This is a genomic window from Pseudomonas sp. TUM25319 (assembly GCF_056388475.1).
Genome location: NZ_CM150751.1, coordinates 5,513,949 through 5,537,500 on the forward strand (window position 1 = coordinate 5,513,949; position 23,552 = coordinate 5,537,500).

Below are 23,552 nucleotides of genomic sequence, written 5' to 3' on the forward strand. Positions count from 1 at the left end.
TGCTGGTGCGGCTGACGCGGACCCTGTGGGAGCTGGCTTGCCAGCGAAGGACCGCACGGCGGTCCCCAATCCATCCAGCACGGGTCTCAGCCAGGTGCTGTCTCGGATTCACCGCACCTGGCTCTGCTGACGACCTACTTCCTCGCATCAATAAACGGCATGGTCCCACCCGGCAACACGGTGGTCGGCAGCTTGCCGTCCCAACGCTCGGCCTTGGTCAGTTCGACGAGGTTCTGGTTGCTCGCCAGCGCCTTGGCCCGGACTTCGATCGCCGCCGCTTCGGCATTACCCCGCAACTCGATCGCCTGGGCTTCGGCCTTGGCCTGTGCCAGCGCCGCATCGGCCTTCGCCTGGGCCTGGGTCACGCTGATCTGGGCCTGGATCTTCTCGGTTTCCAGTTGCTGCTCGCGGGTCTTCACCGCCACTTCGGCTTTCATGCGCTCTTCGATGGAGCGCTCGTACGCATCGCTGAAGTCGATGTTCTCGACCTGAACGCTGTCGATCACCACCGGGCCGGCGACGTTGGACTTGATCGCCTGGGAAATCGCCGCAACCAGTTCGCCACGCTTCTGCACGGCGTTGACGGCGGTGTACTGGCCAAACACGTTTTCCACCTGGGTCGGGACCTGGCGGGCGATGGCGCGGGACAGCAGGCCGTCGAGGTCGCTGTAGCCCTTGTACACGTCGGCCACTTCGCCAGGGGTGACGTGCCAGGAGACGGAGACAGTCAGTTGCGCGGCCTGCTGGTCGCGGCTGTACGCCTGCAGACCTTCCCACTTGGAGGCCTGGTTCTGGATGGAGATCGCCTTGACGGTGTCGAAGAACGGCAGCTTCCAGTGCAGCCCCGGCTCTGCCACTTCGATGAAGGCACCATTGCGCAGGACCACGCCGCGCTCCTTTTCATCCACGGTATAGAAACTGCCCAGCACCACGCTCAGCACAACCAGTCCCAGTACCACGGAGCCGCCAGTCGTCATCCAGCGGCGGTTTACCTTTTCCATGCTCATTTCCTTGTGAAAGCGCGCTGCGCCAGGCAGCGCGTCGGGCCAATCGCCTGACGGGCCGCAGGCCCGGTCAGCGCAGACGGAAGTAACTCATGGAATGAACAGGCAGGTCACGCGATTGATGAGACTTTTTCTCATCTTTGCGGTAATGCCAACAGTTTCAGCGCTTCACGCAGGCAAACAGCGCATTCCCCGAAACACCATCCCACGGCAGCAACTTCTCGTAGTCGTGCTCCAGCACCTGCACCTCGAAGTACAGCGCCAGCAACTCGCGCAGTTCATCGAAGCTCACCGCCACCATCAGATGTTCGTCGTGCCAGAGCTGCGTTTCATCCCCCAGCGTCCGTTCGATGCTCAACCGCAGCGCCTGCCGCTCGCCCTGCCCCGGATAACCCCAGGCGGAGCGGAAGACGAAGCGGGCGCCCTCCTCTTCAGCGCTGTGGGAAACGAACGAGTCGTTGTCGATCCGCCGCTTGTCCACGGCGTTGAAGCAGAACACACCGCCTTCGGCCAAGGCGCCGTGCACGCTGGCCAGGCACGCCTTGAGCCGGTCGATACTGCCGCTGTAGTGCACGGAGTAGAGGAAGCAGGTGATCAGGTCCAGTGGCTCGGCGACGCTGAAGCCGCACATGTCACCCAGCGAGAAACGTGCTTCGGGACAGCGCCGGGCGGCCTTGTCGAGCATCGGCTGGTTGATGTCGAGCCCGGCACTCTGGTAGCCGGCGTCGATGAAATGACGGACATGAGGCCCGGTGCCGCAGGCAAGGTCCAGGTGGCGCTTGCCGCCGTTACCGAAGAGCTGCTGCAGGCGGTGAATACAGTGGCTTTGCGCGCGGTAGTCGATGTTCGCGCACATGAGGTCGTAGTAGCCCGACAGGTCGGTATAGAGAGCGTTGCCGGACATGGAAACCTGAACGATGAGGGGTGGTGAGGGCGCGGCATTGTATCCGGAAGTGACAACGAAAAAAGGCCCGGTGAAGCAGAACTTCACCGGGCCTTGGTTTACCTCAGCGCCTCACCTCAGGCGAGGTCGAAACGGTCCAGGTTCATGACCTTGGTCCAGGCGGCCACGAAGTCGCGAGCGAACTTCTCTTTGGCATCGCTGCTGGCGTACACCTCAGCGTAAGCCCGCAGGATCGCGTTGGAACCGAACACCAGGTCGTTGCGGGTGGCGGTGTATTTCACTTCGCCGGTCTTGCGGTCACGGCCTTCGAAGACCTCGTTGGTGCCATCGGCCGCTTTCCACTGCGTGCCCATATCCAGCAGGTTGACGAAGAAGTCGTTGCTCAGTTCGCCGACGCGGTCGGTGAACACGCCGTGGCGGCTACCGTCGTAGTTGGCGCCGAGGACGCGCAGGCCACCTACCAGTGCCGTGAGCTCCGGCGCGGTCAGGGTCAGCAACTGGGCGCGGTCGATCAGCAGCGATTCGGTCGTGGCCGGGCTCTCGGTGTTGCGGTAGTTGCGGAAACCATCGGCCAGCGGCTCGAGGTATTCGAACGACTCTACGTCCACCTGATCCTGGCGGGCATCGACCCGGCCCGGTGCGAACGGCACATGCACGTTGACGCCCGCTGCCTTGGCTGCCTGCTCGATACCGACCACACCGGCCAGCACGATCACGTCTGCCAGCGACGCCTTGTTGGCCGCCTGCTGCACAGCTTTCAGGCGGTCCAGGGTGCCGACCGCGATGGTGTTGACCGCCCAGTCCTTCTGCGGTGCCAGCGCCAGCCGTGCACCGTTGGCGCCGCCGCGCTTGTCGCCGCCACGGAAGGTCGAGGCCGACGCCCAGGCCACCGAAACCAGCTCGCTGACCGACAGCCCCGACTCGGCAATGCGTGCCTTGAGGTCGGCGATGTCGTCGGCGCTCGGCTTGTACAGCGCCTGCGGCAGCGGGTCTTGCCAGATCAGGTCTTCGTTCGGCACTTCCGGGCCGAGGTAGCGAGCTTTCGGGCCCATGTCGCGGTGGGTCAGCTTGAACCAGGCGCGGGCAAAGGCGTTGCTGAACGCCTGCGGATCGTTGAGGAAACGCCGCGAGATCGCTTCGAAACCGGGGTCGAACCGCAGGGTCAGGTCGGTCACCAGCATGGTCGGCCGGCGCTTTTTCGACGGGTCGAACGGATCGGGCATGATCTCCGGTGCGTCCAGCGCTTCGAACTGGATGGCTCCGGCCGGGCTGCGGGTCTGGGTCCATTCGAACTTGAACAGGTTCTCGAAGAAGTTGTTGCTCCACTGGGTCGGGGTTTGCGACCAGATCACTTCCAGGCCGGAGGTGATGGCGTGGGCGCCGACACCGCTTTCGTAGGTGCTGGTCCAGCCCAGGCCCTGGGCTTCGATGCCGCCGGCTTCCGGATCGACGCCGACGTGCGTGGCGGCGCTGGCACCGTGGGTCTTGCCGAGGGTGTGACCGCCGGCGATCAGGGCGACGATCTCTTCATCATCCATCGCCATGTTGCCGAAGGTGGCGCGAATGGCGGCTGCCGCCGACGCCGGGTCGCCGCTGGCGTTGGGGCCTTCGGGGTTGACGTAGATCAGGCCCATTTCGGTGGCCGACAACGGGTTCTTGGCCAGGGTTTCCGGGTCGCGGTGGGTCAGCCAGGCTTTCTCGCTGCCCCAGTTGACGTCCAGATCCGGTTCCCACACGTCTTCACGGCCCGCGCCGAAACCGAAGGTGCGGAAGCCCGAGGCTTCAAGCGCCACGTTGCCGGCGAGGATCATCAGGTCGGCCCAGGAAATCTTCTGGCCGTACTTCTGCTTGATCGGCCACAGCAGGCGACGGGCCTTGTCGAGGCTGACGTTGTCGGGCCAGGAGTTGAGCGGGGCGAAACGCTGCTGGCCACGGCCTGCACCACCACGGCCATCGACGGTGCGGTAGGTGCCGGCGCTGTGCCAGGCCATGCGGATGAACAGGCCGCCGTAGCTGCCCCAGTCAGCCGGCCACCAGTCTTGCGAGTCGGTCAGCAATGCCTTGAGATCGGCCTTGAGCGCGGAGTAGTCGATCTTCTTGAATTCTTCGCGGTAGTTGAAATTCTCCCCAAGCGGGTTCGAACGGTTCGAATGCTGGCTGAGCAGTTCCACACGCAGTTGTTCAGGCCACCAGTCGCGATTGCTGGTGCCGCCACCGGATGTGTTGTGGAACGGGCATTTACCTTGGTTCGACATGCTGCTTTCTCCTTTTTCCTCAGCAGACCGGCCCTTTGCGCTGCGGCCGACGATAGAGCAAGACTAAATCGGCACCATCAATGGAACAAATTTATGAATTTTATTGAATCGATAGCCATTTCCTTCTTGGCGAATCGAAGGAAATGGCTGTCGATCATTGAGTTCCATTGCGTATGACAAAACGTCGACGGACGGTGCGGTTGGCGGGGAGAAAGTAAAGCAGAACCGGCTACACCTTGCCCTTCCAGGGCACCAGGCGTCGTTCCAGTGCACGCATGCCGAAGTCGAACAGCAGCGCCATCACGCCGATCACCAGGATGCCCATGATGACCACCTCGGTGACCATGAACTTGGACGCGCTGAGGACCATGAAGCCCAGCCCCGCCGTGGCCGCGACCATCTCGGCGGCCACCAGGGTGGTCCAGCCGAAGCCGATGGCGATGCGCATGCCGGTGAGCATTTCCGGCAACGCCGCCGGCATGATCACATGGCGCAGCACCTGGCCGCGGCTGGCGCCCATGGAGTAGAGGGCGTGGATCTGCTCGATCGCCACCGAGCGCACGCCGGCCCGCGCACTCAGCGCCAGCGGCGCGAACATCGCCAGGTAGATCAGCAGCACCTTGGAGCCTTCGCCGATGCCCATCCAGATCACCACCAGCGGCAGGTAGGCCAGCGGCGGCAAGGGCCGGTAGAACTCCACCAGCGGGTCGAAGATGCCCCGGGCGATGCGGTTGACGCCCATGAGGATGCCCAGCGGAATTGCGGTGACCACCGCCAGGGCAAAGGCGCTGAACACCCGCAGGGCGCTCCAGCCGATATGGGTGAGCAACGAGGCATCGGCGAAGCCGTCCCGGGCCACGGCGATCACCTGTTCCCACACCGCCTGGGGCGTCGGCAGGAACAGCGGCTTGACCCAGCCCAGGTTGGTGGCGGCAAACCACAGGGCGATGAAACCCGCCACCGTGACGCAACTGAGCCACAGGCTGGAGCCGTTGCCCGGCGCGCCGTACTGCTCGCCCGGCCTGGCCGACTGGCCACGGCGCAGCGCCTGCAGGGTGCGCTGCACTGCCTTGCGCTGTTGACTGTCGAACATGCTCATGCCGCCTCCTCGTCGCCGTGGATGATGCTCAGGACCTGCTCGCGCATCGCGATGAAGTCCGGCATGGACTTGACCTGCCGGGCGTTGCGACACGCCAGGAAACGCTTGCCGAAGTCCAGCTGGAATTCGTGGGTGATGCGCCCGGGCCGCGGCGACATGATGATCAGCCGGGTGCCCATGAACAGTGCCTCTTCGACGTCGTGGGTGATGAAGAACATCATCTTGCCGGTGCTCTGCCAGATCTCCAGCAGCAGTTCCTGCAGGCGCTCGCGGGTCAGCGCATCGAGGGCGCCGAGGGGTTCGTCGAGCAGCAGCATGTGCGGGTCGTTGGTCAGCGCCCGGGCGATGCCGACCCGCTGCTGCATGCCACCGGAGAGCTGGTAGATGGCGTGATGGCGAAACTCCGCCAGGCCGGTCAGCCCGAGGAAGTGCATGGCCCGCTCCTCGCGCTCGCGCTGGCCGACGCCACGCAGCTTGAGGCCGAGGGCAACGTTGTCGAGCACATTGAGCCAGGGCATCAGCGCGTGTTTCTGGAACACCACGCCGCGCTCGGCGCCGGGGCCGCTGATCTGGTCGCGCAGTTGCGCGCCGGGGTCGATCTGCCGGGGCACCTGGCCGTGGTAGTCGCCCAGGGTCAACACGCCACTGCTGGGCCGGATGAAGCCGGCCATCAGGTTGAGCAAAGTGGTCTTGCCGCACCCCGAGGCGCCCAGGGCCATGACGAAATCGCCGGGTTCGATGCTCAGGTTGACGCCGGACAGCGCCGTCACCGGCTGGCCGCCCTGCAGGCTCGGGTAGACCACGGACACGTCGTGGATTTTCAGGCTGTGACTCATAACGACTCCCACTGAGAAGCGAGGGCTGCCGGCGTGAACACGACAGCCCTGGCGATCATTTCGCCGCTTCGACGAAACTCGCGTTGATGGCGACGCTGTAGTCGGGCAGTACCGCCGGGACCTTTTTCTGTTCCTTGAGGAATTCGGCGGTGGCCGCCAGCGCCTTGGCCGCGCCGCCGTCCTTGCCGCCGCCGAGCCAGGTGAGACTGGCCTGGTCGGCCGCCAGCGGGAACTCGTACAGCGCCAGTACCGGCGGCACTTCCTCGGCCTTGCCACCGGACAGGCGGGCGACATTGGCCACCTTCGGCGAGGCAGCGTCCCAGGTCTCGGGCGCCTTGACGTAGTCGGCGGTGCTGCTTTGCAGAACCTTGGTGAAGGCGGTCATGCCCTCGGCATGTTTCGCGGCGAAGTTCTTGTCGGCCACCAGCGCTTCGAAGGTCGCCTTGCCCCAGTTGCTCAGGGTGCCGGAGCTGATCAGCACCTTGCCGCTCTGCTTGAGCTTGCCCAGGGCCGGGTCCCAGATGAAGGCGGCGTCGATGTCGCCGCGCTCCCAGGCGGCGGGGATGTCGGACGGTTGCAGGTTGATGACCTTGACCTTGCCGACCAGGTCGAACTGCTCCAGGGCGAACAGGGTGTGGAAGTGGGTGGTGGAAACAAAAGGTACGGCGAGGGTCTTGCCGGCGAGGTCCCGTGGTGCCTCGATGCCGCTGCCGTTGCGTACCACCAGTGCCTCGGCGTTGGCAATGTTGTCCAAGACCCAGAACACTTCGATGCCGACACCGCGACTGACCGCCGACGCGATCGGGCTGCTGCCGGCGACGCCGATCTGCACGTCCCCCGACGCCATGGCCATCATCACATCGCCACCGCTGTCGAAGTTGCGCCACTGGATATCCCAGCCGGTGGCTTTCTCGAACTCTTTTTCGACGATGGCGTTCTTCCAGGGCGCGTACATGCTCTGGATGCCGATGGTGACGGTTTCGGCCTGGGCCGCGACGGCCATTCCCAGGGACAACGCTGCGACAGGTGCCAACAGCAGACGACGGGCGTACTTCAACATGGCGGATTCTCCGTAGGGGTCCAGGTGCCATGCGATCTTAGTGCCGGCCCGGACCTTGCTTTAGATCCAGAGGCGCGCGAGCGTGGGGCCAGTCTTCAGACTGTCGCGATCCTTGTAGGAGCGGCTTCAGCCGCGAACGGCGGCGCAGCCGTCGTAGAACCTGAACCGCCGATCAGCCTGATCCACCCAGGACTCAGGCTTTATGGCCGCTTCGCGCCCAATCGCGGCTGAAGCCGCTCCTACCGGTCCCCCACTACAGCCCTTCAACAGTGCACCACCCACGGAAACCGACCCATGCTGGAACGCTATTTCCGCCCCTTCGAACCGGGCCGCAGCCTTCAGGAGCAACTGCGCGAGAACCTGCTGCAGGCCATTCTCGACGGCGTCCTGCCACCCGGCGACGCACTGCCCTCGTCCCGCGAGCTGAGCAAGCTGCTGAAGGTGTCGCGCAACACCGTGGTGCTGGTCTACGACAAACTGGTGCAGGACAGTTTTCTGATTCCGTCCGACCGCCGCGGCTATTTCATCAACGAAAAATTTCTGCGCCAACAACTCAACGTCACCATCCCCTCGCGTCCGCAAGCGCTGTTCGAGCGCCCGGACCACGCCCCCGACTGGGACGCCCGCCTGCAACTGCAGCCGTCCTCGCTCAAGGCCATCGTCAAGCCGCGCAACTGGCGCGACTACCGCTACCCCTTCATCTACGGCCAGGTGGAGCACGACGAACAGACCACCGCCCGCTGGCGCGACTGCGCGCGCATCGCCACCAGCGGCGCCCACATGCGCAGCTGGGTCGATGACCAGGTCAACCAGGACGACCCGCTGCTGATCGAGCAGATCTGCCAGCGGGTGCTGCCACGGCGCGGGATCAAGGCCGGTGCCGAGGAGATCCTGATCACCGTCGGCACCCAGAGCTCGCTGTACATGCTCGGCTGCCTGCTGGGCCGGCCGGGCCAGGTGGTGGGCCTGGAAAATCCCGGCTACGTCGATGCCCGCAATATCCTGCAACTGGCCGGCTGTGCGCCGCGACCGCTGCGCATCGACCGCCAGGGCCTGGTGGTGGACGCGCAATTGCACGGCTGCGAGATGATCTTCTGCACCCCCAGCCACCAGTCGCCCACCGGCGTGACCATGCCGGTCTACCGGCGCATGGCCTTGCTGGAGCGGGCGCGGGAGGACGACTTCCTGGTGATTGAGGATGACTACGACAGCGAGCACAATCACCTGGGCGGCAACCATCCGGCGTTGAAGAGCTTCGATGACAGTGGCCGGGTCATCTACCTCGGCAGCCTGACCAAGGGCCTGTTGCCGGGCATTCGCCTCGGCTTCATCGTCGCCGCCCCGGAACTGATCCACGAGCTGCGCGCCCTGCGCCGTTACCAGTACCGCCATCCGCCGGCCAACAATCAGCGGATCCTCGCCCTGTTCCTCGCCATGGGCCATTACGATGCGCACCTGCGCCGTCTGCGCGACAGCCTGTCGCGCAAGTGGAAGCGCATCAGCCACGCGCTGCTGGAGCACCTGCCGGAGTGCCAGACCAGCGCCATGACCGGTGGCTCGTCGCTGTGGATCGAAGGCCCACCCGGTTTCGACGCCTGGCAGTTGCAGCGGCTGGCGGCCCGGCGCGGGGTACTGATCGAGCCGGGGGATATCCACTTTCTCGATGCCGAGCGCCCGCAGCGCTTCTTCCGTCTTGGCTATGGCGCCATCGACGAGGCGCTGATCGAGCCAGGCATCGCCGCCCTGGGCGCGGCCTGGACAGAAATGCGCCAGCGACAACTGGCACCATGACGAGAGGCATCTGGCCCTAAGAGGGATCGATACGCGGCTCTAGAGTGGCGGCACTTGCCCCGTGGAGCCGCCCGTGATCATCGAACCGCCGTCCCTTCTCACCAGCCTGTGCGTGTTCGCCGCCGCCATCGTGCGCGGGCTCACCGGTTTCGGCTTCGCCGCGGTGTCGGTGGTCGGGCTGATCCTGTTGATGCCGCTGCGCCAGGCAGTGCCGCTGATTCTCTGCCTGGAGATCGCCAGCAGCGCCCTGTTGCTCGGCAGCGCCTGGCGCGACGCCGACCAGCCATTGCTGCGCCGCCTGTTGCTGGCCGCACTGCTTGGCGTGCCCTGCGGCCTGCTGTTGCTCGGCGGTAGCGACCCGCACTGGCTGACCCTGCTGGTGTATCTGCTGGTGGGCGGCCTGGCCGTGATCGGCCTGGCGCGCATTCGCCTGCCCCTCGGACGCGGCCCGCTGACGCTCGGTCTGGTGGGCGGAGTCAGCGGTGCGCTGATCGCCGCCTTCTCGATCGGCGGGCCGCTGCTGGTGGCCTGCCTGAGCCAGTTGCGCCTGAGCCCGGTGGCCCTGCGCGCCACGCTGATCCTGTTCTTCTGCGCCGTCGATCTGGCCGCCCTCGCCGGCCTCGCCCTGCACGGCGCCGTCGGCAGCGACACCCTGAGCCAGGCCCTGCTGCTGTTGCCCGCGCTGGGAATTGGCCTGCTCATCGGCCAGCGCCTGTTCCGCCATATCACCCCACAGGCCGCCGCCCTGAGCACTCAGTGGCTGCTGCTGATCCTCGCCAGCCTCGGCCTGCTCGGCTGGTGGCAACACTGACCCGTAAGCTTCAGGAGATCTGCCATGCCCCCTTCGGTTTTCATCACCGGCGCCACCTCCGGTTTCGGCGAAGCCTGCGCCCGACGCTTCGCCGAGGCCGGCTGGTCGCTGATCATCAGCGGCCGCCGCGGCGAACGCCTCGACGCCCTGGCCGACACACTATCGGCTCAGACCGATGTGCTGCCGCTGGTACTCGATGTGCGTGACCGCGACGCCATGCAGCACGCCGTCGCCAACCTGCCGACGCGTTTCGCCACCCTGCGCGGACTGATCAACAACGCCGGTCTGGCACTGGGCACCGACCCCGCCCAGGACTGCGACCTCGATCACTGGGACACCATGGTCGACACCAACATCAAGGGCCTGCTCTACAGCACTCGCCTGCTGCTGCCACGGTTGATCGCCCATGGCCCCGGCGCCGGCATCGTCAATCTCGGCTCCATCGCCGGCAACTGGCCCTACCCTGGCAGCCATGTGTACGGCGCCAGCAAGGCGTTCGTCCGGCAGTTCTCGCTGAACCTGCGCTGCGACCTGGCCGGCACCGGCGTGCGCGTCACCAATCTGGAACCCGGTCTGTGCGAAAGCGAGTTCTCGCTGGTGCGCTTCGGCGGCGACCAGGCGCGCTACGACGCGATCTACGGCGGCGCCAACGCGCTGCAACCGGCGGATATCGCCGAGACCATTTTCTGGCTGCTCAACCAGCCGGCGCACATCAACGTCAACAGCCTGGAGCTGATGCCGGTGAACCAGTCCTGGAACAACTTCGCCATCCACCGCGACTGACCGCCTGCCGCCCTCTCACCGCTCGCCCTTCGTCCACCACGGAAGCCCGACCATGAACGACCTCACCCCAGCCGCCGAACTGCAGGAACTCGACCGCAAGCATGTGTGGCATCACCTGACCCAGCACCAGGCCTTCGACAACGCCGCACCACCGATGATGGAACGCGGCGAGGGCCTGTACGTCTGGGACGTCAACGGCAAGCGTCACCTGGACGCCACCTCGGGCGGCGTCTGGTGCGTGAACGTGGGCTATGGCCGGCAGAGCATCGCCGATGCCGTGCGCGATCAACTGGTGCAGCTCAACTACTTCGCCGGGACCGCCGGTACCCCGGTGACGGCGCGCTTCGCCGAAGCGCTGATCGCGCGCATGCCGGGAATGAGCCGGGTGTACTTCTCCAACTCCGGTTCCGAGGCCAATGAAAAGGCCTACAAGATGGTGCGGCAGATCGCCCACCGCAAATACGGCGGCAAGAAATCCAAGATCCTCTACCGCGAACGCGACTACCACGGCACCACCATCACCTGCCTGAGCTCCACCGGCCAGGAAGAGCGGCGCATGCAATACGGCCCCTTCACCCCGGGCTTCGTCGAGTTTCCCCACTGCTGCGAGTACCGCAGCCAGTTCGGCGCCGTGGACAACTACGGCGAACTGGCCGCCCGCGCCATGGAAGAGGTCATCCTGCGCGAAGGCCCGGACACCATCGGTGCCGTGGTGCTGGAACCGATCACCGCCGGCGGCGGCGTAATCACCCCGCCCGAAGGCTATTTCAAGGCCATCGAAGCCCTCTGCCGCAAGTACGACATCCTCATCCATATCGACGAGGTGGTCTGCGGCCTGGGCCGTACCGGCGCCTGGTTCGCCTACCAGCACTACGGCATCCAGCCGGACATCGTCACCATGGCCAAGGGCGTGGCCTCCGGCTACGCGGCGATCTCCTGCACCGTCACCACCGAGGCGGTATTCGAGCAGTTCCGTGGCGAGCCAGGCGACCGCGCCGCCTACTTCCGTGACATCAGCACCTTCGGCGGCTGCACGGCAGGCCCGGCGGCGGCCCTGGAAAACCTGCGCATCATCGAGGACGAGCGCCTGCTGGAAAATGCCACGCACATGGGCGAATACCTCATGGCCGGCCTGCTGGCGCTGAAGGACAAACACCCGCTGATCGGCGACGTGCGCGGCAAAGGCCTGTTCCTCGGTATCGAACTGGTGACCGACCGCGCCACCCGCGAGCCGGCGCCGGAGCGCGTGGCGATGGGCATCGCTGGCGCCTGCATGGCCCGCGGGCTGATCATCGGCCGCACCAACCGCTCGTTCGCCGACTACAACAACACGCTGTGCCTGAGCCCGGCGCTGACGTTGAGTCAGGGAGAAGCAGACGAGATCCTGCGGGTGCTGGATGAGGTGTTTGCTCAACCATGTCTCTGATCGGCTGATAGGCAATGGGTTGCCATGCAGCCCATTGCGACGTACGAGAGAACAGCTCAGAGCCGATCAGCCGCCTTGCGATAAACCTGATCCCGCTCACGGCGATCTACTGCAACCACGAAAACCACCACCTCTTGATCGATCACCTGATAGACCAACCGATAACCACTGCTGCGTAGCTTGATCTTGTAGCAGTCGGGCAACGAGTGCAGTCGGTTTGCCTCGATGCGTGGCTGAAGCAGGACCTCTGTCAGCTTTTTCTTGAATTGCTGTCGAACGGTGTCACCAAGCTTGCGCCACTCCTTTAGCGCCCGGGCGTCGAACTCAAGGCTATAGGTCATCCAGCTCAACCTTTACCCGCTGTGGTGCAGCCAGTCGTTCCCGGACCGTCGCAACCAGTTCCTCATCGTCCTCGCTCATCAGCACCGGTCGAAACGGCAATCGCCCTTGCTCTGCGACGTACTGCAACGCCTGGCGCATGAACTCGGAAGGCGTCACGCCCAACCGCTCCAGTTCATCATAAGCCCGCGCCTTGAGCTCATCATCGACACGGATATTGATGGAAGCCATCTGTCGGCCCTCACGTAATGACATCTGTCATTACATTGCACTTGTCCTACCACAAGCGCAACCACCATTTGACTGAGCGACAGGGAATGATTGCCGCGTGTGTTCTCCGCCGCATAAAATGCAACCCATTCTCAACTGGCAACCCTTCCCTGACGTCTATGCCCTCATCCGCGGACCGCGCCCCCGTGCAACAGCTCTACCGCAGCCATCACGCCTGGCTGCTGGGCTGGTTGTATCGTCGTGTGCAAAACCGCTGCGATGCGGCGGACCTGAGCCAGGACACCTTCGTCCGCCTGCTCAGCGCCCCTCAGCACAACGCCGACCTGCGCGAGCCACGGGCTTATCTGGCGACCATCGCCAGGCGGCTGCTGGCCAATCTCTATCGTCGCCGCTCACTGGAGCGCGCCTATCTCGACGCGCTGACGACCTTGCCGGAAGACGAGGCACTCAGCGCCGAACATCACGCGGCGATCCTCGAAGCGCTGCAGGCGGTCGAGCAGGTGCTGGCGCGGTTGCCAGCGAAGGCACGCCGGGCTTTTCTGCTGTCGCAGGTCGAGGGCCGTACCCAGGAGGACATCGCCGAGGCGATGGCGGTGAGTGTGCGCACGGTGCAGCGCTGGCTGGTGCAGGCGTTCGAGGAGTGCATCGTGCTGGCTTCGAGTGAATGGCCATGAACGGCGCGCCCATCGAACGCAAGGTGGCCCATCAGGCGGCGCAGTGGTTTCTGCGCTTGCAGGCGGCGACGGCAACCGAACAGGAGCGCCAGGCCTGCGACCAGTGGCGGGCGGCGGACGACGCCCATGAGCGTGCCTGGCAACTGGCTGCACGGTTCAGCGCGCAGGTGCAGTCGATCCCCCCGGCTATCGGTCGCTCGACGCTGCAACGCCCGGCCACGCTCAATCGCCGCGCCACCCTCAAGGCGCTCACCTCGCTGGTGGTGCTGGGTTCGCTGGGGGCTTCCCTGTCGCGCACCGGCGTCCTCGACAACGTGCTGGCCGACGCCAGCACCGGCGTGGGCGAGCGGCGCCGCATCACCCTCGCCGACGGCAGCGAACTGCACCTGAATACCGACAGCGCCGTGGATATCCGCTTCAGTGCCGATGCCCGCACCCTGGTGCTGCGGCGCGGCGAGGTGTTCGTGCGCACCGCCGCCGACCCCCGCCCCTTGCGCCTGGAGTCCGCACGCGGGCTGTTCCAGCCGCTGGGCACGCGGTTTTCGGTACGGCAGGAGGCGGACCACGATCTGCTCCGGGTCGTCGAGGGCGCGGTACTGGCAACGCCCCGGGACGCCGCCCAGGCCGCCCGGCGCATCGCTGCCGGCGAACAGGCGACGCTCACCGCCGATACCGTCAGCACGCTGGCGACGCCGGTCACGGCAGTGGACTGGGTCGACGGCGTGTTGCGGGTCCAGCGCATGCCGCTGGCGCAGGTACTCGCGGAACTGAGCCGTTATCGCCACGGCTGGATCCGTTGTGCACCGGAAGTTGCGGACCTGCCGGTGTCCGGCACCTTCCAGCTGGCCGATACCGACGCCGCGCTGGCGGCCCTGGCGCTGACCTTCCCGGTGCGCGTGCGTTATGTGACGCGCTACTGGGTGACCCTCGAGGCGGCGTGAAAAAAAGCCTGTCGTGTTTTTCCGGACCTGGGTGTCCTCCTCCTGAAACCGTCACTTCTCGCGTTCAGGAAGCCCGTATGTCCACTCCCTCGTTGTTCCGTCTGGCCCGGCTCGCCCACGCCATTGCCACACCGCTGCTGACCGGCGGCAGCCTGCTGGCGGCGCCCCTGGCGTTCGCCGAAGACACCCGCACCTACAACATCGCCCCCGGCCCGCTCAGCGAAACCCTGGCGGCCTTCGCTGCCAGCGCTGGCGTGACGCTGCCGATCGATCCAGCCATGCCTGGCGACCTGCACAGCAGCGGTCTGCAAGGCAGCTGGAGCACCGCCCGGGGCTTCGAACAGTTGTTGCGCGGCACCACGCTGCAAGCCATACCGCAGGCCGGCAACACCTGGATCCTGCGACCACGCCCCGCCTCGTCGGCCCTGCAACTGGACGCCACCGATATCAATGCCTTGCACGGCGTACGACCGTCGGCCATCGGCCCACTGACCGGCTACCGGGCCGCGCAGAGTTCGGTCGGCACCAAGACCGATGCCGCGCTGCGCGATATCCCGCAGTCGATCCAGGTGGTGCCGCGCCAGGTGCTGGAAGACCAGCAGGCCAGCAGCATGGCCGATGCCCTGAGCAACGTCAGCAGCATCCAGCGCGGCAACACCCATGGCGGCAGTGTCGAGAGCTTTATCGTGCGCGGCTTCCAGGGCACCACCTACGCCATCGACGGCATCCTCACCAATTCGCTGGCGGTGCGCCCGGAGATCCTCACCGACCTGGTCAACGTCGAACGGGTTGAAGTGCTCAAGGGCCCCGCCTCGGTGCTCTACGGACGCGGCAACCCCGGCGGACTGATCAATATCGTCACCCGCCGTCCCTCGCTGACGCCCGAGGCACAGGTCAAGCTGCAGGCCGGGTCCTTCGATTACCAGCGCGGCCAGGCGTGGCTCAGCGGCCCATTGTCCGCCGAGCACGGTCTGGCCGGCAGCCTGGCGATGGCCTACCAGACCGAGGGCAGCTTCCGCGACCACTTCCGCGACAGCCACCGCCGCCATTTTGCGCCATCGCTGTCCTGGACGCCGAATGACGCCACGCGCCTCGACATGGGTCTGGAATACACCGAAACGGACGCCCCCTACGACCGTGGCCTGCAGGTGATCGGCGACCGGGTCGACTCCCGCCACAAGGTGTTTCTCGAAGAACCCTGGTCCCATAGCGACAGCGACAAGAGCGCTGCATGGTTTCGCCTGGAACACGACCTCAACGACTGGCTGACCCTGCGCCAGATCACGCGCTGGGATCATTCCAACAAAACCATGCTGAACATCTCCCAGCGCACATTGCAGGCCGATGGCCGCACCCTGGTGCGTCGCGCCACCGACTTCGACGAGACGGCGCGCTCCCTCAGTGCGCAGTTCGAAGCCGTCGCCCGTTTCGCCACCGCCGGGCTGCACCATCAGTTCCTCACCGGCGTGGAAACCGTGAAGGGCCGGCGCGCAGTGACCATGCTGCGGGCCAGCGTCGCCTCGATCGATATCTGGAACCCGGTCTACGGCGCACAGCCGGGTGCGTTCACCTTTGGCGAGGATTCGCGCTTCGACCAGGAAAGCCATGGCGTCTACCTGCAGGACCAGATCGACCTGAACGCACAATGGAAACTGCTGCTCGGCGTGCGCTGGGACCAGGTCACCCAGCGCAACCGCAACTACACCGCCAGCGGCAGCTACAACGACATCCCTATCGACCCGTCCGACACGTCGCCGCGCGCCGGTATCGTCTACCAGCCCACCGACCGCCTGGCGCTGTATGCCAGCTACAGCACCTCCTTCGCGCCCCAGAACCGCCTGACCCGCGACGGCAGCGTGCTCGATCCGGAGACCGGCAAGCAGTACGAAGTGGGTGCCAAGTACGAGCTGATACCGGAGCGGCTGGCGGCCACCCTGTCGGCTTTCGAGATCCGTCGGGAGAACCTGTCCACCACCGACCCGCTGGACAGCAGCTACTCGATCCAGACGGGCGAACAGCGGGTGCGCGGCGTCGAACTGGATGTGAGCGGCGAGATCAGTGACGGCTGGAATGTGATCGGCAATATCGCCGTGCTCGACGCCAAGCTGGTGAAGGACACGCGGCTGGAGGAAAGCAACCGGCTGGAGGGCGTGCCGACGGTCAGCGGTTCGCTGTGGTCGACCTATCAGTTGCAGGATGGCGCGTGGCGCGGTCTGGGCGTGGGCGCCGGGGTGTTCTTCGCCGGCAAGCGCTACGGCGACCTGGCCAACAGCTACAGTGCCAGCGGCTACGGGCGGCTGGACCTGAGCCTGTTCTATGACATCAACGACAAGCTGCGGGTGTCGCTGAATGCACGCAACGTGACGGATCAGGATTACATCGAGACCATCGCTAGCTCGGGCAACTACGCAGGGGAACCGGCGTCACTGGTGGCATCGGTCAGTGCCGGTTTTTGAGGCAATGAAGGGGCCGCACTGCGGTCCCTTCTTTTCGTCTGTGAACGAGCTTGTCGGGATGCCGAACCGTCGCGAAGGACAGTAGCGCGGTCCCGATCCCATCAGAAATCGACTGTCGCCGACACCTTGAAGGTCCGCGGCTCGCCCTGGGTCAGGTAGTTGTTCGCCGTCGAGGCCGACGCCCAGTACGCCTTGTTCGCGACATTCTCCACGTTGGCGCGCAGGGTGATGTACTTGTCATCCGCCTTGAAGCCATAGCGCGCACCGAGATCGACCCGGGTCCAGGCCGGAATGCTCAGGGTGTTGGCCGCGTTGACGTATTCGCCCCCTGTGCGCAGCAGGCGGCCACTGATCGCCGCGCCTTCGATACCCGGTACATCCCACTCGCCGCCCAGATTGAACTGGAAGCGCGGCACGCCCGCCGCACGGTTGCCGTCGGTGGCTCCGTTGGAGGTGTTCTTCTGCTCGGTGTCTATCCAGGTGGCGCCGGCCAGCACCCGCAGGCCGTCCACCGGCTCACCGAACAGGTTCAGTTCGACACCCTTGTTGACCTGCTCGCCATCGACGTTGAACACATTGTTGGTAGTGGCGCTGTTCGGCTGCTCGATGCGGTACACACCGAAGGTGGCGCCGTAGCTGTCCCAGTCCAGCTTGACGCCAGCCTCGGTCTGTTTGCTGCGTTTGGGCGGGAACACCGTGTCGCGGTTGCTCGCGGTGGACGGCGCGGTCGGGCCCTGAGCCAGGCCCTCGATGCGGTTGGCGTAGAGCGAGACGTGCTCCCAGGGTTTGATCACCAGGCCATAGACCGGCGTAGTGATCGACTCGTCGTAGTTGGCGTTGCGCGCGCCGCTGGCGGTGTTCCAGGCATCGACCTCGATGGTCTGGCGACGCACGCCGAGCGTCAGCAGCACGCGGTCATCGACAAAGCCCAGGGTGTCGGACACCGCGACGCTCTTGACGCGGTTCTTGCCGACGATGCGCGGATCGTGGATATCGCTGCCGAAGTAGGTGTTGGTGGGACGCGGCACCTGGATCGGGTTGTACAGGTTGCCGACCGGCCGATTGGCCACCAGGATCGCCTCGTACGCCGAACGCTGCTCGCCCCACATGCCGGACAGGCCGAAGTTGACCTGATGGCTGACCGGGCCCGTGGCGAAACGACCATTCAGGCCGGCGACGGCACTCTTGTTGTCTTCGTCATGGGGCGGGTAGAGAAAGCCGGTGCGACCGCTGCCGTCATTGCCGACATACAGCGAGGAGTAAACCCCGTTCTCGCGGGTGTGCTTGGCACCGATGCCGGCGTAGGCGGTCCAGTTGTCGTTGAGATCGTACTCGCCGTTGATCATGCCGTAGGTGTCCTCCAGCTCCGACCAGCTCCAGTCCTGGGCGTAGTTGTCCTTGGCCGATGGCGCATGGGGAACCTTGGTACCGTTGGGATAGACCACCGAACGGCCGTTATCGATGCGCTGCTTCTGGTAGCCGAAGTCGGTGGACAGGCGCAGGCGTTCGCCACGGTAGTCGAGGCCGACGGCGATCAGCGAGGTACGTTTCTTCTCGTCGTCGATGGCGGTTTCGCCGCCGCGCTGGGCCAGGTTGATGCGGGCGCCGAAACGGTTGTCTTCACCGAAGCGCTGACCAAGGTCGAGGTGACCGCCGACCTGGGTGTCGCTGGTGTAGTCGAGGGTGACCCGGCGGGTCGGGGTGTCTTCGGCGCGCTTGGGGATCAGGTTGACGCTGCCGCCAATGCCACTGCCCTGGGGCGCGACACCGTTGAGGAAGGCGTTGGGACCTTTGAACAGCTCGACCCGCTCCACCGCCTCGGTGTTGATGATCTGCCGCGGCAACACGCCGTACAGGCCATTGAAGGCGATGTCATCGCTTTGCAGCGGCAGGCCGCGGATGGTGAAGACCTGGGAGAAGTTGCCGAATCCGGCAGACTGACGCACCGAGGCGTCGTTGAGCAGTACGTCGCCGATGGTGCGGGCCTGCTGGTCGGCGATGGCCTTGGCGGTGTAGCTGGTGACGCTGAACGGCACGTCGTTGATCGAGCGGTTGCCCAGCACGCCCAAGTGCGCGCTGCGGGCGACCTGACCACCAGCGTAGGTGTCGTCGCTCATGCTGCTGACGGCGGCGTTGACGTTGGTGGCGTCGAGTTCCAGCACACCGTCAGTGGACAACGGCGCCAGGGTGTAGCCGTTGCCGCCGGCGTTTTGCAGGGTATAGCCGCTGCCCCGGAGCAACTGGGCAAAGCCCGTTTCGGCGCTGTAGCTGCCTTGCAGGCCCGGGCTCTGGCGGTCATTGAGCAGCCTGGCATCGAACGACATGGGTACCCCGGACATCGCCGCGAACTGAGCCAGCACATCGCCCAGCGGGCCGGGAGCGATGTTGTAGCTGCGGACACTGGTGTCCGGCGTGCCGTCGGCGGCCAAGGCGCTGTGAACCGGCATCAGCGCCATGGCGACGGCCAGGCTCAACGCCTTCATGGCACTACGTGGAGGGCTGATGCGGGAGGTGGACTGCAACATTCGGTGCTCCTGTCGAAGCCTGGAAAAGTGAGGATTCACTTCCACACCGAACGAGTGCGAAAAAGGTATCAGCCTCGTCACGATTTTTTGGCAGGTCAGCCGGGTTCGACGGCAACCCAGTAGCGGGTCAGGCTGCTGACGCGGATCGGCAGGGTGTCCTGCAGCAGGCGCAGGCTGGCGTCGGTGTCCTTCAGCGGGAATGCGCCGGACACGGCGAGCCCGGCAACGGCCTCATGGCAACGCAGGACACCGGGACGATAGCGGCCAAGCTCGGCCAGCAGGTCATCCAGGCGCATATTGCGGGCGACCATCATGCCGTGCTCCCAAGCCAGGGCGGAGGCGTCCAGCGGCGCGACGAGCTCACAGCTGTCGAAGCCGAAGGCGCTCTGCTCGCCGGCCTTGAGCAGCCGTCCCTGGCTCGCGTGCAGCGGCAGCATCTCCACGGCGCCCTCGGTTACCGCTACGTGGCTGCGCTGCTCGCCGACCCGCACGCTGAAGCGCGTGCCCAAGGCCCGTGCAGTACCGTGGCGGGTCTCGACCATGAAGGCGCGGGACGGGTCCTTGGCCGTGGTGATCAGCACTTCGCCTTCCAGCAGTTTGATCCGCCGTTCCTGGGCGTTGAACGCAATGTTCAGGGCGCTGCCGGTGTTGATCAGCAATTGGGTGCCGTCTGGCAGGCGGACACTCTTCTGCTCGCCGATGGCGGTGCGTTGGTCGGCACTCCACTCCTGCCATGGCAGTTCCCGGTACGCCATCCACAGCGCCGGGCCGGCCAGCAGGAACAGGCCAAGGCGATGCAGGGCCTGGCGTCGACCGACGCGGCTGTTGCGGTTCAGGCGCTGGAAGGTGTCGCTGGCCAGGCCTCCCGGTACGGCGCGCAGATCGCCGAGCAAGGTTTCGGCACGCTGCCAGGCGATGGCGTGCTGGGGGCTGCGGTTGCGCCAGAGCTGGATGGCTCGGTGGTCTTCTTCAGTGGCCGCACCGGATTGCAGTTGCACCAGCCAGTCGGCGGCTTCACCGAGGATCAGCGGGTCGATCTGGGCGGTCATCAGGCGACGCTCAGGCAGGCGATGAAGGCGTCACGCATGTCGCGCTTGACGGTAATCAGCGACACGCCCAGTTGCTCGGCGATCTGCGGATAGGTCAGGCCATCGATCTGCGAGAGCAGGAAGGTCTGGCGCACGCGGCTGGGCATGTCACGGAGCATGGCGTCGATGCGGTACAGGGCTTCGAGAATCAGCCAGCGGGTTTCCGGCGACGGAACCTCCGGCTCGGGCAAGTGGGCGATGGATTCCAGGTAGGCGCGCTCGACGTCCTGGCGCCGCCAGCGATCAATGACCAGGCCCTTGGCGATGTGGGTCAGCAAGGCACGCGGCTCAGCGCCGAAGCTCTTGCTTTGCCGGGTCAGCAGGCGGATGAAGGTGTCGTGGGCCAGGTCCGCGGCATCGCTGGCATTGCCCAGCTTGCGGTTGAGCCAGCCGTGCAGCCAGCCGTGATGCTCGCAGTAGAGGTTTTCGATATGCAGGTTGAGCGTGCGATCGGTCGAAGACATAGCGTCCACTGAACACTCCAGCCAACGACGGCAGGGATGTAATTAAGAATTGATCGCATTCTATAGAGAAGCCATCCATGATGGCAATTGCAACAAGATGAGCGCAGACCGGCGGAGACGACGGCACTGTCGGCCGAGCTATGCGAAAATGCGCGGCGTTTTGTTCATATGTGTGGAGATGTACAGTTTTGGTAATGCATTACTCAACCAACGGCGATGCCGTCGCCTGTGGCCGTGCTGGCAACAACCTGAGCACTACCGCTGTGGCGGATGATGTGGATTGCAAATCGTGCCAGCGTTCCCTGACCAAGGTCGAAACGGCACCGGTCAAGAAAGCACCCTCGCTGGCCGACCTGCGCAAGCAGCGGCAAGCGAGCCAGATCAAGGCCGCCCCCTTCTGCTTCAAGGCCAACTGGCGCGTACGCCTGGCTGCCCGTCCTGAGCGTTGCCGCCTGCCTCGCGGCGCGGCTCCTCAAGCGTTCGTCTGAACCTCTATCGCGGGGCGCTGCCCCGCGGTTTCCTGCTGGCCTTTTTCACGCGCGCAAAGACAAAACCCCTACCTGCGTACGCAGATAGGGGTTTCGGAATTTAATCTTGACGATGACCTACTCTCACATGGAGAAGCTCCACACTACCATCGGCGATGCATCGTTTCACTGCTGAGTTCGGGATGGGATCAGGTGGTTCCAATGCTCTATGGTCGTCAAGAAATTCTGTGTGCCAACTCGTCTTTCGACGCTTCGGCAAATCGGGTATGTGATCTTTGTGGGTTCACGAATCTTCGGTTCATTCGTCTTCACCACCACAATCCGGCTTCCGCGCAGATTGCTTGGGTGTTATATGGTCAAGCCTCACGGGCAATTAGTATTGGTTAGCTCAACGCCTCACAGCGCTTACACACCCAACCTATCAACGTCGTAGTCTTCGACGGCCCTTCAGGGAGCTCAAGGCTCCAGTGAGATCTCATCTTGAGGCAAGTTTCCCGCTTAGATGCTTTCAGCGGTTATCTCTTCCGAACATAGCTACCCGGCAATGCCACTGGCGTGACAACCGGAACACCAGAGGTTCGTCCACTCCGGTCCTCTCGTACTAGGAGCAGCCCCTCTCAAATCTCAAACGTCCACGGCAGATAGGGACCGAACTGTCTCACGACGTTCTAAACCCAGCTCGCGTACCACTTTAAATGGCGAACAGCCATACCCTTGGGACCGGCTTCAGCCCCAGGATGTGATGAGCCGACATCGAGGTGCCAAACACCGCCGTCGATATGAACTCTTGGGCGGTATCAGCCTGTTATCCCCGGAGTACCTTTTATCCGTTGAGCGATGGCCCTTCCATACAGAACCACCGGATCACTAAGACCTACTTTCGTACCTGCTCGACGTGTCTGTCTCGCAGTCAAGCGCGCTTTTGCCTTTATACTCTACGACCGATTTCCGACCGGTCTGAGCGCACCTTCGTACTCCTCCGTTACTCTTTAGGAGGAGACCGCCCCAGTCAAACTACCCACCATACACTGTCCTCGATCCGGATAACGGACCTGAGTTAGAACCTCAAAGTTGCCAGGGTGGTATTTCAAGGATGGCTCCACGCGAACTGGCGTCCACGCTTCAAAGCCTCCCACCTATCCTACACAAGCAAATTCAAAGTCCAGTGCAAAGCTATAGTAAAGGTTCACGGGGTCTTTCCGTCTAGCCGCGGATACACTGCATCTTCACAGCGATTTCAATTTCACTGAGTCTCGGGTGGAGACAGCGCCGCCATCGTTACGCCATTCGTGCAGGTCGGAACTTACCCGACAAGGAATTTCGCTACCTTAGGACCGTTATAGTTACGGCCGCCGTTTACCGGGGCTTCGATCAAGAGCTTCGCGTTAGCTAACCCCATCAATTAACCTTCCGGCACCGGGCAGGCGTCACACCCTATACGTCCACTTTCGTGTTTGCAGAGTGCTGTGTTTTTAATAAACAGTCGCAGCGGCCTGGTATCTTCGACCGACATGGGCTTACGGAGCAAGTCCTTCACCCTCGCCGGCGCACCTTCTCCCGAAGTTACGGTGCCATTTTGCCTAGTTCCTTCACCCGAGTTCTCTCAAGCGCCTTGGTATTCTCTACCCAACCACCTGTGTCGGTTTGGGGTACGGTTCCCGGTTATCTGAAGCTTAGAAGCTTTTCTTGGAAGCATGGCATCAACCACTTCGCGCTCTAGGAGCGCTCGTCATCAGCTCTCGGCCTTGAGATCCCGGATTTACCTAAGATCTCAGCCTACCACCTTAAACTTGGACAACCAACGCCAAGCTGGCCTAGCCTTCTCCGTCCCTCCATCGCAATAACCGGAAGTACAGGAATATTAACCTGTTTTCCATCGACTACGCTTTTCAGCCTCGCCTTAGGGACCGACTAACCCTGCGTCGATTAACGTTGCGCAGGAAACCTTGGTCTTTCGGCGTGGGTGTTTTTCACACCCATTGTCGTTACTCATGTCAGCATTCGCACTTCTGATACCTCCAGCAAGCTTCTCAACTCACCTTCACAGGCTTACAGAACGCTCCTCTACCGCATCACCTAAGTGATACCCGTAGCTTCGGTGTATGGTTTGAGCCCCGTTACATCTTCCGCGCAGGCCGACTCGACTAGTGAGCTATTACGCTTTCTTTAAAGGGTGGCTGCTTCTAAGCCAACCTCCTAGCTGTCTAAGCCTTCCCACATCGTTTCCCACTTAACCATAACTTTGGGACCTTAGCTGACGGTCTGGGTTGTTTCCCTTTTCACGACGGACGTTAGCACCCGCCGTGTGTCTCCCATGCTCGGCACTTCCAGGTATTCGGAGTTTGCATCGGTTTGGTAAGTCGGGATGACCCCCTAG

Annotated in this window: 19 protein-coding genes and 2 rRNA genes (1 of these 21 only partly in view); 8 read left to right on the forward strand and 13 right to left on the reverse strand. The window is 64.1% G+C overall.

The annotated features are described in order from the left end of the window. Positions 1–134: 134 nt before the first annotated feature. The 6 genes from AC05QJ_RS24915 to tauA form a co-directional block, all read right to left on the reverse strand. The gene (locus AC05QJ_RS24915) at positions 135–1,007 is read right to left on the reverse strand and encodes a prohibitin family protein (protein WP_476743902.1); all 873 of its coding nucleotides are present in this window, start codon (positions 1,005–1,007) and stop codon (positions 135–137) included. A 157-nt stretch (positions 1,008–1,164) separates the two neighbouring features. Further along, positions 1,165–1,908: a class I SAM-dependent DNA methyltransferase gene (locus AC05QJ_RS24920; protein ID WP_476743903.1), complete on the reverse strand. Its 744-nt coding sequence runs from the start codon at positions 1,906–1,908 to the stop codon at positions 1,165–1,167. Positions 1,909–2,024: 116 nt separating this feature from the next. Next, a complete protein-coding gene (katG, locus tag AC05QJ_RS24925) occupies positions 2,025–4,163 on the reverse strand; it encodes a catalase/peroxidase HPI (protein ID WP_476743904.1) in 2,139 nt (712 codons plus the stop codon). A gap of 229 nt (positions 4,164–4,392) precedes the next feature. After that, complete coding sequence (locus AC05QJ_RS24930) at positions 4,393–5,262, reverse strand: ABC transporter permease subunit (RefSeq protein ID WP_476743905.1); 870 nt, start codon at positions 5,260–5,262, stop codon at positions 4,393–4,395. After that, complete coding sequence (locus AC05QJ_RS24935; RefSeq protein ID WP_476743906.1) at positions 5,259–6,098, reverse strand: taurine ABC transporter ATP-binding protein; 840 nt, start codon at positions 6,096–6,098, stop codon at positions 5,259–5,261. Before AC05QJ_RS24935 ends, AC05QJ_RS24930 begins: the two co-directional genes overlap by 4 nt. A 55-nt stretch (positions 6,099–6,153) precedes the next feature. Further along, a complete protein-coding gene (gene tauA, locus AC05QJ_RS24940) occupies positions 6,154–7,158 on the reverse strand; it encodes a taurine ABC transporter substrate-binding protein (RefSeq protein WP_476743907.1) in 1,005 nt (334 codons plus the stop codon). Positions 7,159–7,452: 294 nt separating this feature from the next. Here tauA and pdxR point away from each other — a divergent pair, with 294 nt between their 5' ends. The 4 genes from pdxR to AC05QJ_RS24960 all read left to right on the forward strand — a co-directional run bounded on the left by pdxR (position 7,453) and on the right by AC05QJ_RS24960 (position 11,969). Further along, positions 7,453–8,949, forward strand: coding sequence for a MocR-like pyridoxine biosynthesis transcription factor PdxR (gene pdxR / locus AC05QJ_RS24945; RefSeq protein WP_476743908.1), 1,497 nt, complete (start codon positions 7,453–7,455; stop codon positions 8,947–8,949). Between the two features lie 73 nt (positions 8,950–9,022). Beyond that, positions 9,023–9,760: a sulfite exporter TauE/SafE family protein gene (locus tag AC05QJ_RS24950; RefSeq protein ID WP_476743909.1), complete on the forward strand. Its 738-nt coding sequence runs from the start codon at positions 9,023–9,025 to the stop codon at positions 9,758–9,760. A 24-nt stretch (positions 9,761–9,784) separates the two neighbouring features. Then, a complete protein-coding gene (locus AC05QJ_RS24955) occupies positions 9,785–10,543 on the forward strand; it encodes an SDR family oxidoreductase (protein ID WP_476743910.1) in 759 nt (252 codons plus the stop codon). A 52-nt stretch (positions 10,544–10,595) separates the two neighbouring features. Next, positions 10,596–11,969: an aminotransferase family protein gene (locus AC05QJ_RS24960; protein WP_476743911.1), complete on the forward strand. Its 1,374-nt coding sequence runs from the start codon at positions 10,596–10,598 to the stop codon at positions 11,967–11,969. A 56-nt stretch (positions 11,970–12,025) separates the two neighbouring features. Here AC05QJ_RS24960 and AC05QJ_RS24965 read toward each other — a convergent pair whose 3' ends face one another. Together AC05QJ_RS24965 and AC05QJ_RS24970 are read right to left on the reverse strand one after the other, a co-directional pair. After that, complete coding sequence (locus AC05QJ_RS24965; RefSeq protein WP_476743912.1) at positions 12,026–12,310, reverse strand: type II toxin-antitoxin system RelE family toxin; 285 nt, start codon at positions 12,308–12,310, stop codon at positions 12,026–12,028. Further along, positions 12,300–12,539, reverse strand: coding sequence for a type II toxin-antitoxin system RelB/DinJ family antitoxin (locus AC05QJ_RS24970; protein ID WP_476743913.1), 240 nt, complete (start codon positions 12,537–12,539; stop codon positions 12,300–12,302). The genes AC05QJ_RS24965 and AC05QJ_RS24970 overlap by 11 nt, the downstream gene beginning before the upstream one ends. 158 nt (positions 12,540–12,697) lie before the next feature. Between AC05QJ_RS24970 and AC05QJ_RS24975 the strand changes: the two genes are divergently transcribed. From AC05QJ_RS24975 to AC05QJ_RS24985, 3 genes are all read left to right on the forward strand, one after another. Continuing rightward, positions 12,698–13,213 carry a sigma-70 family RNA polymerase sigma factor gene (locus AC05QJ_RS24975; protein WP_476743914.1) on the forward strand — a complete coding sequence of 172 codons (516 nt, stop codon included), beginning with the start codon at positions 12,698–12,700 and terminating at the stop codon, positions 13,211–13,213. Beyond that, on the forward strand, positions 13,210–14,154 hold the full coding sequence (locus AC05QJ_RS24980; protein ID WP_476743915.1) for a FecR domain-containing protein: 945 nt from the start codon (positions 13,210–13,212) through the stop codon (positions 14,152–14,154). The genes AC05QJ_RS24975 and AC05QJ_RS24980 overlap by 4 nt, the downstream gene beginning before the upstream one ends. Before the next feature lie 77 nt (positions 14,155–14,231). Then, entirely contained in the window at positions 14,232–16,610 is a 2,379-nt protein-coding gene (locus AC05QJ_RS24985) for a TonB-dependent siderophore receptor (protein WP_476743916.1), read from the forward strand. Between the two features lie 101 nt (positions 16,611–16,711). On the opposite strand, the gene AC05QJ_RS24990 is transcribed toward AC05QJ_RS24985, so the two are convergent. The 3 genes from AC05QJ_RS24990 to AC05QJ_RS25000 all read right to left on the reverse strand — a co-directional run bounded on the left by AC05QJ_RS24990 (position 16,712) and on the right by AC05QJ_RS25000 (position 20,687). Then, a complete protein-coding gene (locus tag AC05QJ_RS24990; protein WP_476743917.1) occupies positions 16,712–19,135 on the reverse strand; it encodes a TonB-dependent siderophore receptor in 2,424 nt (807 codons plus the stop codon). A gap of 95 nt (positions 19,136–19,230) precedes the next feature. Continuing rightward, positions 19,231–20,184: a FecR domain-containing protein gene (locus tag AC05QJ_RS24995; RefSeq protein ID WP_476743918.1), complete on the reverse strand. Its 954-nt coding sequence runs from the start codon at positions 20,182–20,184 to the stop codon at positions 19,231–19,233. After that, positions 20,184–20,687 (reverse strand): sigma-70 family RNA polymerase sigma factor, encoded by a 504-nt coding sequence (locus AC05QJ_RS25000; RefSeq protein ID WP_476748005.1) that lies wholly within the window; start codon positions 20,685–20,687, stop codon positions 20,184–20,186. The genes AC05QJ_RS24995 and AC05QJ_RS25000 overlap by 1 nt, the downstream gene beginning before the upstream one ends. Positions 20,688–20,881: 194 nt before the next feature. On the opposite strand from AC05QJ_RS25000, the gene AC05QJ_RS25005 reads away from it, so the two are divergent. Beyond that, positions 20,882–21,175 carry a hypothetical protein gene (locus AC05QJ_RS25005; protein WP_476743919.1) on the forward strand — a complete coding sequence of 98 codons (294 nt, stop codon included), beginning with the start codon at positions 20,882–20,884 and terminating at the stop codon, positions 21,173–21,175. A gap of 104 nt (positions 21,176–21,279) precedes the next feature. Here AC05QJ_RS25005 and rrf read toward each other — a convergent pair. Both rrf and AC05QJ_RS25015 read right to left on the reverse strand, forming a co-directional pair. Further along, positions 21,280–21,395 (reverse strand): 5S ribosomal RNA (gene rrf, locus AC05QJ_RS25010). A gap of 132 nt (positions 21,396–21,527) precedes the next feature. Continuing rightward, positions 21,528–23,552: ribosomal RNA gene (locus AC05QJ_RS25015) — 23S ribosomal RNA — on the reverse strand; it runs 865 nt beyond the window's last position.

Bases quoted from the DNA above. Each gene is read 5' to 3' on its own strand.
- AC05QJ_RS24915 (WP_476743902.1), bottom strand. From the start codon at position 1,007: ATGAGCATGGAAAAGGTAAACCGCCGCTGGATGACGACTGGCGGCTCC.
- AC05QJ_RS24920 (WP_476743903.1), bottom strand. From the start codon at position 1,908: ATGTCCGGCAACGCTCTCTATACCGACCTGTCGGGCTACTACGACCTC.
- katG (WP_476743904.1), bottom strand. From the start codon at position 4,163: ATGTCGAACCAAGGTAAATGCCCGTTCCACAACACATCCGGTGGCGGC.
- AC05QJ_RS24930 (WP_476743905.1), bottom strand. From the start codon at position 5,262: ATGAGCATGTTCGACAGTCAACAGCGCAAGGCAGTGCAGCGCACCCTG.
- AC05QJ_RS24935 (WP_476743906.1), bottom strand. From the start codon at position 6,098: ATGAGTCACAGCCTGAAAATCCACGACGTGTCCGTGGTCTACCCGAGC.
- tauA (WP_476743907.1), bottom strand. From the start codon at position 7,158: ATGTTGAAGTACGCCCGTCGTCTGCTGTTGGCACCTGTCGCAGCGTTG.
- pdxR (WP_476743908.1), top strand. From the start codon at position 7,453: ATGCTGGAACGCTATTTCCGCCCCTTCGAACCGGGCCGCAGCCTTCAG.
- AC05QJ_RS24955 (WP_476743910.1), top strand. From the start codon at position 9,785: ATGCCCCCTTCGGTTTTCATCACCGGCGCCACCTCCGGTTTCGGCGAA.
- AC05QJ_RS24960 (WP_476743911.1), top strand. From the start codon at position 10,596: ATGAACGACCTCACCCCAGCCGCCGAACTGCAGGAACTCGACCGCAAG.
- AC05QJ_RS24965 (WP_476743912.1), bottom strand. From the start codon at position 12,310: ATGACCTATAGCCTTGAGTTCGACGCCCGGGCGCTAAAGGAGTGGCGC.
- AC05QJ_RS24970 (WP_476743913.1), bottom strand. From the start codon at position 12,539: ATGGCTTCCATCAATATCCGTGTCGATGATGAGCTCAAGGCGCGGGCT.
- AC05QJ_RS24975 (WP_476743914.1), top strand. From the start codon at position 12,698: ATGCCCTCATCCGCGGACCGCGCCCCCGTGCAACAGCTCTACCGCAGC.
- AC05QJ_RS24980 (WP_476743915.1), top strand. From the start codon at position 13,210: ATGAACGGCGCGCCCATCGAACGCAAGGTGGCCCATCAGGCGGCGCAG.
- AC05QJ_RS24985 (WP_476743916.1), top strand. From the start codon at position 14,232: ATGTCCACTCCCTCGTTGTTCCGTCTGGCCCGGCTCGCCCACGCCATT.
- AC05QJ_RS24990 (WP_476743917.1), bottom strand. From the start codon at position 19,135: ATGTTGCAGTCCACCTCCCGCATCAGCCCTCCACGTAGTGCCATGAAG.
- AC05QJ_RS24995 (WP_476743918.1), bottom strand. From the start codon at position 20,184: ATGACCGCCCAGATCGACCCGCTGATCCTCGGTGAAGCCGCCGACTGG.
- AC05QJ_RS25000 (WP_476748005.1), bottom strand. From the start codon at position 20,687: ATGTCTTCGACCGATCGCACGCTCAACCTGCATATCGAAAACCTCTAC.
- AC05QJ_RS25005 (WP_476743919.1), top strand. From the start codon at position 20,882: ATGCATTACTCAACCAACGGCGATGCCGTCGCCTGTGGCCGTGCTGGC.